Source organism: Monashia sp. HAY1-2A (genome assembly GCF_056755315.1).
Window position 1 is genome coordinate 1 of the sequence record NZ_JBNDHY010000775.1, and the last position, 236, is coordinate 236.

Here is a 236-nt window from a genome sequence, read left to right on the forward strand (position 1 = left end):
CCCCCCCCCCCCCCCCCCCCCCCCCCCCCCCCCCCCCCCCCCCCTCCCTAAACAAAAACCCCCCCCCCCCAGATTACTACGCGTCTCGTGGGCTCGGAGATGTGTATAAGAGACAGCTCCCAGGTGAAGGCGTTGTCGACGCCGTCGGCCTTGGTGCGGCCGAAGTGGCCGTAGGCGGCGGTCGGCTTGTAGATGGGGCGCAGGAGGTCCAAGGCGTCGACGATCGCGGCGGGGCG

Annotated in this window: 1 protein-coding gene; it reads right to left on the reverse strand. The window is 71.6% G+C overall.

Translation table 11 applies throughout. The features are described 5' to 3' along the window. Window positions 1-47: 47 nt before the first annotated feature. The coding region (locus ACPYOM_RS23870; protein ID WP_481347886.1) for a methionine adenosyltransferase domain-containing protein at window positions 48-236 on the reverse strand (189 nt) is incomplete at its 5' end.